The sequence below is a fragment of the Aeromonas sp. ZOR0002 genome, assembly GCF_963866995.1.
GTDB lineage: Bacteria > Pseudomonadota > Gammaproteobacteria > Enterobacterales > Aeromonadaceae > Aeromonas > Aeromonas caviae.
On sequence record NZ_CAWMFQ010000137.1, the window covers coordinates 6,906 to 14,233 of the forward strand.

Below are 7,328 nucleotides of genomic sequence, written 5' to 3' on the forward strand. Positions count from 1 at the left end.
ACGTCAGGCCGCGGTCGGCCAGGACGCCTCGATGCAGTTGCATGAGCCGGCCGATCCTGGGCTTGTCAACAGCGTCAGCCTGCCGCCGGGCGGCCAGTGGCGGCTCAGCTTCGAGCAGGGTCGACGGTTGGAAGGGGCCGCTCAAGCCGAGCTCTATGAGGTGCTGCTGGCCTGGTTCCAGCACGAGATCCTCGGCCTGCTCTGCGGCCTGCTGTTTTTCCTGCCTCTCATCTATCTCAGGCAGCGGCCCGACTACTTCGGCGCTCTGCACACACGGCGGCTTCGCTGCCACCACCTGCAATATCGCTTCTGCCAGGGCGACTAGGTTCACCAGCCGGGCGCCCGCCCGTTTGATCCCCGTCATTGAGTACCGCTGACCGGGCTGCTCGGCAGTCTGGCGGCTGCCGTGGTCATTACCGGGTGCTGCGCCAGCTCTCTCTGTAAACGTCATCTTCGCGACTGGCCGTTGGCCGGGCGCGGACATGCTCTTATTGCAACCAAGTGGTGAACTCATTCATGGACTATTACGTCAATCTCTTCATCCAGTCGATCTTTGTGGAAAACCTGGCGCTGGCCTTCTTCCTTGGCATGTGCACCTTCCTGGCCGTCTCGAAAAACATCAACACGGCCTTCGGTTTGGGCATGACGGTGCTGGTGGTCATGGTGATCGCCATCCCCCTCAACAACCTGATCTACCGCCATATCCTGCGTCCCGAGAGTACCTTCCTCGGGGAGTTTGATCTGGGCTTTCTCGATTTCATCGTCTACATCGGGGTGCTGGCGGCGCTGGTGCAGGTGATGGAGATGGTGCTCGACAAACATTTCCCGGCGCTCCATCACGCGCTCGGCATCTATCTGCCGCTGCTGACGGTGCACTGCGCCATCTTCGGCGGGGTGATGTTCATGGCCCAGCGGGATTACGACTTCATCGAATCCGTGGTCTACGGGGCGGGCTCAGGGCTGGGCTGGCTGCTGGCCATCGTCGCCATTGCGGGGTTGCGCCAGAAGATGAAGTATTCGGATGTGCCCGAGGGGCTGCGGGGGATCGGCATTACCTTCATCGTGGCCGGGCTGATGTCCCTCGGCTTCATGTCTTTTTCCGGCATCTCGCTCTGAGCCATGGGTCGGGTGGTGGCCCAATGAAGGTGCTCAATCCAGACGCTTTGCCATGTTGTAGCCCGTGATGGTGAAGCCCAGCGCCTGATAGAGCGCCAGTGCCCTCGGGTTGTCATGGGCCACCCTCAGCTTGATCTGGTGGATGCCTAGGGGGGCGAGCTGCGCCTCCAGGGCGGCCATGGCAGCCTTGCCGAGGCCGCGACCACGATGGGGCGGTGTCACATAAAAGTCGTAGATGAAGGTGGTGCCGGCGGCGCCGTCGATGGCGTGCCAGAGATAGCCCAGAGGCTCGCCCGGTGCGTTCGAGGCTTCAGGTACCATGGCGAGCAGGTGATGACCCGGGGTGGCGACACCCAGTGGCAGGAGCTGCTGCAACGAGGCGTCGGCCTGACGGTGGGCGTCAGGCAGCGCCATCCCGTGGTTGCTGGCAAGATCCTGGGCGTAATCCTCGATGAAGTAGTCGCGATAGGCGGGAAAGTCTGCGTCACGCAGGGGGATCAGGCGAACGGTGAGAGTCGGCATCCGGCACAGCACTCCAGAGAAGGGGAGTGGCCACGTTACGCCAGAACGGCGCCAATCACAAAGGGACAACCGCTGCCTGCGAGGTGACGGCGATAAAAAAAAGAGCGCCCAGGGGCGCTCTTTTCCTGCAGGCAGAAAAAGAGGCTTATCTGACCTCTTCCCCCTTGGCTTGCAGGTCTGCGTGGTAGGAGGAACGCACGAAGGGACCGCAGGCGGCGTGGCTGAAGCCGAGATCCATGGCCACATCCTTGAGTTCGTCGAACTCTGCGGGCGGCACATAACGCTTCACCGGCAGGTGGTGGCGGCTCGGTTGCAGGTACTGGCCCAGGGTCAGCATGTTGACGCCGTGCTCGCGCAGATCCTTGAGCACCTCGACGATCTCCTCGTTGGTCTCGCCAAGGCCCATCATCAGACCGGACTTGGTCGGCACGTGGGGGTGCATCTCCTTGATGCGGCGCAGCAGCTCCAGGGACCACTTGTAGTCGGCACCCGGACGGGCAACCCGGTACATGCGCGGGGCGGTTTCCAGGTTGTGGTTGAAGACGTCAGGCGGGGTCTCGCGGAACACCTCCAGCGCCTGCTCCATCCGGCCACGGAAGTCCGGGGTCAGGATCTCGATGCGGGTCTGGGGGCTGTGCTCGCGGATCTCGCGGATGCAGTCGGCGAAGTGCTGGGCACCGCCGTCCCGCAGATCGTCGCGGTCCACCGAGGTGATCACCACGTACTTGAGGTTCATCTCCTTGATGGTGAGTGCCAGCTTCTTCGGCTCCTCCGGATCCAGCGGCAACGGACGGCCGTGGGCCACGTCGCAGAAGGGGCATCGGCGGGTACAGATGGCGCCCATGATCATGAAGGTCGCGGTGCCGTGGTTGAAGCACTCCGCCAGGTTGGGGCAGGAAGCCTCTTCACACACAGAATGCAGCTTGTTTTTGCGCAGGGTGCTCTTGATGTGCTCGATCTTCTGGCTCGACGGCGGCAGCTTGATCCGCATCCACTCCGGCTTGCGCAGCACTTCCTCGTTGGGATCCGGCATGAATTTCACCGGGATCAGGGCCATCTTGTCGCCATCGCGCAGCTTGACGCCCGGCTCCATACGAACGGGTTTGCTCATGATTCACTCTCGGTGTTTGTTATTGTCTGGTTGACGGTCACCAGGGGCCTTGCGGCTCCCTCGTGACCACGGGGCATGGGGTTGCTCATGCCGCCTCTTCGGTATTCGTGATCTCTTGGTAGCCAATCAGGCGGGCCAGCTCCGTCACCAGCAGGGACTGTGCCTCGGCGACGCTCTGCGGGCCGCCCAGGGCGCTGGTCTGGGTCATGGCCATGCCCGCATAGCCGCACGGATTGATGCGCAGGAAGGGAGTCATGTCCATGTTGACGTTGAGGGCCAACCCGTGGAACGAGCACCCCTTGCGAATGCGCAAACCCAGGGACGCCAGCTTGGCTTCCATACCCAGATCGCTCTTCACGTAGACGCCCGGGGCATCGGCCTTGGCGTAGGCCTCGATATTGCTTTTGGCGAGCGTGTTGATGATGGCGGTTTCGAGGCAGGTCACCAGCTCCCGTACAGAGAGCTTGCTGCGGCGCACATCCACCAGAACGTAGAGCACCAGCTGGCCCGGGCCGTGATAGGTCACCTGGCCGCCGCGATCACTCTGCACCACCGGGATGTTGCCGGGGGCGAGCAGGTGTTCGGCCTTGCCGGCCTGACCCTGGGTGTAGACGGGGTCATGCTCCACTACCCAGAACTCGTCCGGGGTGTCGGGGGTGCGATTGTCGGTGAACGCCTTCATGGCGTCCCACACCGGCTGGTAGGGGCGACGGCCCAGCTGTCTGACGAGCAGTTGGCCGGCTGACGGTTGTGGCTCGGCGGGCGTTTCGAGTGACATCTTTCCTCACTGGCGGCGCGGTGTCGGTACGGTCGCCGCTGCGACCGGGCGGCAAATAATCAGTCGCCCCGGTGGCGGGGCGAGAGAGGCAACTTACAGGACGTAACGAACCAGCTCGATCTTGCCAAGGGCGGTATACATGGCCTCGATGTGTTCCTTGCTCTGGGCGGTGACCGTCACCCGTACCGAGTGATAGTTGCCCTTGGAGCTCGGTTGAACGGTCGGGCTGTAGGTGCCGGGAGCATGTTGCTGCAGCACTTCCACCACCATGTCGGGCAGGGCGGGATCGGCCACGCCAAGCACCTTGAACGGGAACTTGCAGGGGAACTCCAGCAGTTCATCAAACTTGGTATTCATCTACTTCACCTTTCTGGGTCGCCGGGAAGCGACGTCATCTTTACGTCTTTGAGGGCCGCCGAAACGGTCCCCTCATCTGCCCCCAAGGGGCAGTTCCCAGTCTATATGGGCATGAGCCGCCTCGGGATCAAGACCCGGCGGTGCGGCAAGACGTGGAAATGCTGCTTTTTACCACAAATCGTCAGTCGGCGGAACCTGCAGATTACAGGGTTATTGACTGGACAGACCGCAAAAGACAGCAGCGGCGCCTGTTGGCGCCGCTGCTTGAGGAAGGGTCTGTTACTTGAACCAGCTGGAGACCAGCATCACCAGGTAATCCCACAGGCGGCTCATCAGGCCACCTTCCTGCACCTCTTCCAGGGCAACCAGGGGAACCTGCTTGATCTCCTTGTCCCCTTGCTTGAGGTACACGGTACCGACGCGCTGGCCCTTGGCCAGGGGCGCCTTCAGCTCGCTCTCCAGTTGGAAGTCCGCCTTGAGGTTGTTGCCCTGGCCACGGGTGACCAGCACGGAGACGTCCTTGTCGACCCCCAGTTTCACTTCAGACTTGTCGCCCATCCAGATCTTCTGGGTGACCAGTTCGGTGCCCGCCTTGTAGGGGGTCAGGCTCTGGAAGAAGCGGAAGCCGTAGGTGAGCAGCTTCTTGCTCTCGGCGGCGCGGGAAGCCTCGCTATTGGCCCCCATGACCACGGCGATCAGGCGCATGCCTTCGTTGTTGGTGGCGGAAGAGACCAGGTTGTAGCCGACCTGGCTGACGTGACCGGTCTTGATGCCGTCAACCTGCAGGGATTGGTCCCACAGCAGGCGGTTGCGGTTGTGCTGGGTGATGCCGTTGAACACGAAGGACTTCTGGGAGTAGATCTTGTACTCCTCCGGCTGATCGTGGATCAGGGCCTGACCCAGGCGGGCCATGTCGCGGGCGGTACTGTAGTGGCCCTCTTCATCCAGGCCGTGGGGGTTCTTGAACTGGGAGTCCTTCATGCCGAGCTTGGCGGCCCAGGCGTTCATCAGGCTGGCGAAGGAGTCGGTGCTGCCTGCCAGGTGCTCGGCCATGGCGACACAGGCGTCATTGCCGGACTGGATGATGATGCCCTTGTTGAGATCATCGACGGAGACCTGCTTGCCCACCTCGATGAACATCTTGGAGGAGTCGGAGTAGTTCTTGGACCAGGCGTTCTGGCTGATGGTCACCATGTCGGTGCCCTTGATGTTTCCCTTGTGCAGCTCGTCGCCGACGATGTAGGAGGTCATCATCTTGGTCAGGCTGGCGGGGGGAAGACGCTCGTCAGCGTTCTGCTCGGCCAGCACCTGTCCGGAGAAGTAGTCGATCAGGATGTGGGCCTTGGCGGAGATCTCGGGCGCGGCAGGCACCACCATGGGGGCGCTGTTCAAAGTGGGGACCGGCTGGGCACTCGGCAGGGCCGAATCCGGGGTCGGAACAGGCTGGTTGGCCTGAGCGGTGGCGCTTAACAGGGAGGCCAGAATAACGGAGCGGGCAAATTTGGACATCTTGAAATTCCTGGTGCCTGGATGGGATGTACCCAAGTTGAAAAAAAGCGGGCCCCACTATACCAGATGTGCGTGTCGGTCATAGTCCGAGATGCGACCTGGACGGGATTTTATGGGATGGTCCCCGACCTCGCGTCGTATCCCGGCGCGAGGTCGGGGCGGGTATCAGGGCACGATGAAGGCCTGCTCCAACCCACCCTGGCGGATCTGCTCGAGCAGGGGGGCCTGCTTGTCGCTGGCCACGGGGCCGAGCAGGACGCGGAAGACGGCGCCATGTGCCACCACCTGGTACGGCACGCCATAGCGCTGGGTCATCACCTTGCCCATGGCCTCGGCCCGCGCCTGCGAGCCGCTGGCGAGCACCTGGATCATCTTGCCCTGGGTCGCACCGGCCTTGGGAGGGGAGACGGTGGTGGTTGCCGTGGCGGCAGGAGCAGGGGCGGCCTTGGCCGGTGTACTGGGGGCCGGCGTCTCGTTCGCGAAGGAATTGGCTGCTGGCGCCGCAGGCTCCATGGGCGTCATCGGGGTCATGGGCACCATCTCTACCATCTGATCCGGCTGATCGGTGATGAGTTCGAGGCGCACCCGGGCCTCACCCCCTTCCACCATCTCCAGCTGCGCGGCGGCGGCGTGGGAGAGATCGATGAGGCGATCGCTGCCGAAGGGACCGCGATCATTGACGCGTACTATGGTCTCCAGACCGTTGTCCAGATTGGTGACCCGCACGTAGCTTGGCAGGGGCAGGTTGCGGTGGGCGGCGCTGAACAGGGTGCTGTCCTGCACGTCGCCGTTGGCAGTCTTGTTGCCGTCCAGATCCCGGGAGAGCCAACTGGCAGTGCCTTCCTCGCTGTAGTGCTTGATGTCGCGCCACACCTCAAACTTCTGCTTGCCGATCCAGTAGTCCCGGTTGCCGCTCTCGCTCATGGGTTCGGGGCGGGGAATGGCGCCGGTCGCCTGGGGGATCTCGATGACCTGGGGCTTCTCCTGGGGGACGGGCTCCGGGGGCTGCGGCTGGGGTTCGGGTTGGCTGCTACAGGCGGCCAGCAACAAGGTCAGGCTGAGGGGAAGAAGTTTGTGGCTGTAATGCATAAGCGTCCTGGATTGCTTGACTGAGTTGATGCACCGCCATCGCATAGAGAGGGCTGCGATTGTAGCGGGTGATCACGTAAAAATTGTGGCGCGCGACCCAGTATTCCGGTCCTTCGGCCTGCTCCATCGCCAGCAGTTTTACCGGCGTCTCGGGTGACGGCGGTGTGGCGACTTCAATGCCCGCAGCGGCCAGCTCTGCCCAGCGGTGTCTTAGCTCGGGCTCGGGTGCAAGCAGGGTACCTACTGGCGCCAATCCGATCAAGGCAGGCTCCACCACCGGCTCGCCCCAGCGCCAGTGGTGCAGGGCGAAGTAGTTGGCCACGCTGCCGATGGCATCTGCCGGGTTGGCGAAGAGATCCCGCTTGCCGTCTCCGTCGAAGTCGACCGCGTAGTGGCGGTAGCTGGAGGGCATGAACTGGCCCATGCCCATGGCACCGGCATAGGAGCCCTTGAGGGTGGTGAGCGGCCACTTCTCTTCCCGGGCAAGCAGCACCAGCTGGGCAAACTCCTTGGCGAAGAAATCCGCCCGTTCGGGGTAGTGGAATCCCAGGGTGTAAAGGCTGTCGAGCACCGGATGGCGCCCCATCTGTCGACCGTAAAAGGTCTCGATGCCGATGATGGCGACGATGAGGGAGGCGGGGACCTGGTAGGTCTGCTCGGCCCGTGCCAGGGTGGCGGCATGGCGCTGCCAGAATCCCACTCCGTCCCGGATGCGCTCCGGGGTGACGAACAGCGGCCTGTAGCGGTGCCAGGGCTTGGCTTCCCAGGGGCGGCGGATGGTGTCCAGCACCTCCTGGCGCAGGCTGGCCTGGGCGGCGGCGGCCTGCAACTCTGCCAGCGGCACCT

Annotated in this window: 8 protein-coding genes and 1 pseudogene; 2 read left to right on the top strand and 7 right to left on the bottom strand. The window is 63.1% G+C overall.

Annotated features, from left to right (window positions below; all coding sequences use genetic code 11):
• Both AACR77_RS08320 and nqrE read left to right on the top strand, forming a co-directional pair.
• Positions 1–325 (top strand): annotated as a pseudogene (locus AACR77_RS08320) (hypothetical protein); the annotation flags it as partial.
• A gap of 191 nt (positions 326–516) precedes the next feature.
• On the top strand, positions 517–1,116 hold the full coding sequence (nqrE, locus tag AACR77_RS08325) for an NADH:ubiquinone reductase (Na(+)-transporting) subunit E (protein WP_010673752.1): 600 nt from the start codon (positions 517–519) through the stop codon (positions 1,114–1,116).
• 33 nt (positions 1,117–1,149) lie between these two features.
• On the opposite strand, the gene AACR77_RS08330 is transcribed toward nqrE, so the two are convergent.
• From AACR77_RS08330 to mltB, 7 genes are all read right to left on the bottom strand, one after another.
• The gene (locus AACR77_RS08330) at positions 1,150–1,638 is read right to left on the bottom strand and encodes a GNAT family N-acetyltransferase (protein WP_010673753.1); all 489 of its coding nucleotides are present in this window, start codon (positions 1,636–1,638) and stop codon (positions 1,150–1,152) included.
• Between the two features lie 145 nt (positions 1,639–1,783).
• Positions 1,784–2,749 (bottom strand): lipoyl synthase, encoded by a 966-nt coding sequence (gene lipA / locus AACR77_RS08335; RefSeq protein ID WP_042880769.1) that lies wholly within the window; start codon positions 2,747–2,749, stop codon positions 1,784–1,786.
• An 85-nt stretch (positions 2,750–2,834) separates the two neighbouring features.
• Positions 2,835–3,527, bottom strand: a complete 693-nt coding sequence (gene lipB, locus AACR77_RS08340) for a lipoyl(octanoyl) transferase LipB (protein ID WP_010673755.1) — start codon at positions 3,525–3,527, stop codon at positions 2,835–2,837.
• Between the two features lie 93 nt (positions 3,528–3,620).
• Positions 3,621–3,884, bottom strand: coding sequence for a DUF493 family protein YbeD (ybeD, locus tag AACR77_RS08345; protein ID WP_010673756.1), 264 nt, complete (start codon positions 3,882–3,884; stop codon positions 3,621–3,623).
• 279 nt (positions 3,885–4,163) lie between these two features.
• A complete protein-coding gene (locus tag AACR77_RS08350) occupies positions 4,164–5,393 on the bottom strand; it encodes a D-alanyl-D-alanine carboxypeptidase family protein (protein WP_039041110.1) in 1,230 nt (409 codons plus the stop codon).
• Positions 5,394–5,558: 165 nt separating this feature from the next.
• Positions 5,559–6,482 carry a septal ring lytic transglycosylase RlpA family protein gene (locus tag AACR77_RS08355; RefSeq protein ID WP_042880771.1) on the bottom strand — a complete coding sequence of 308 codons (924 nt, stop codon included), beginning with the start codon at positions 6,480–6,482 and terminating at the stop codon, positions 5,559–5,561.
• The coding region (gene mltB / locus AACR77_RS08360) for a lytic murein transglycosylase B (RefSeq protein WP_042880773.1) at positions 6,424–7,328 on the bottom strand (905 nt) is incomplete at its 5' end. The genes AACR77_RS08355 and mltB, both read right to left, overlap by 59 nt.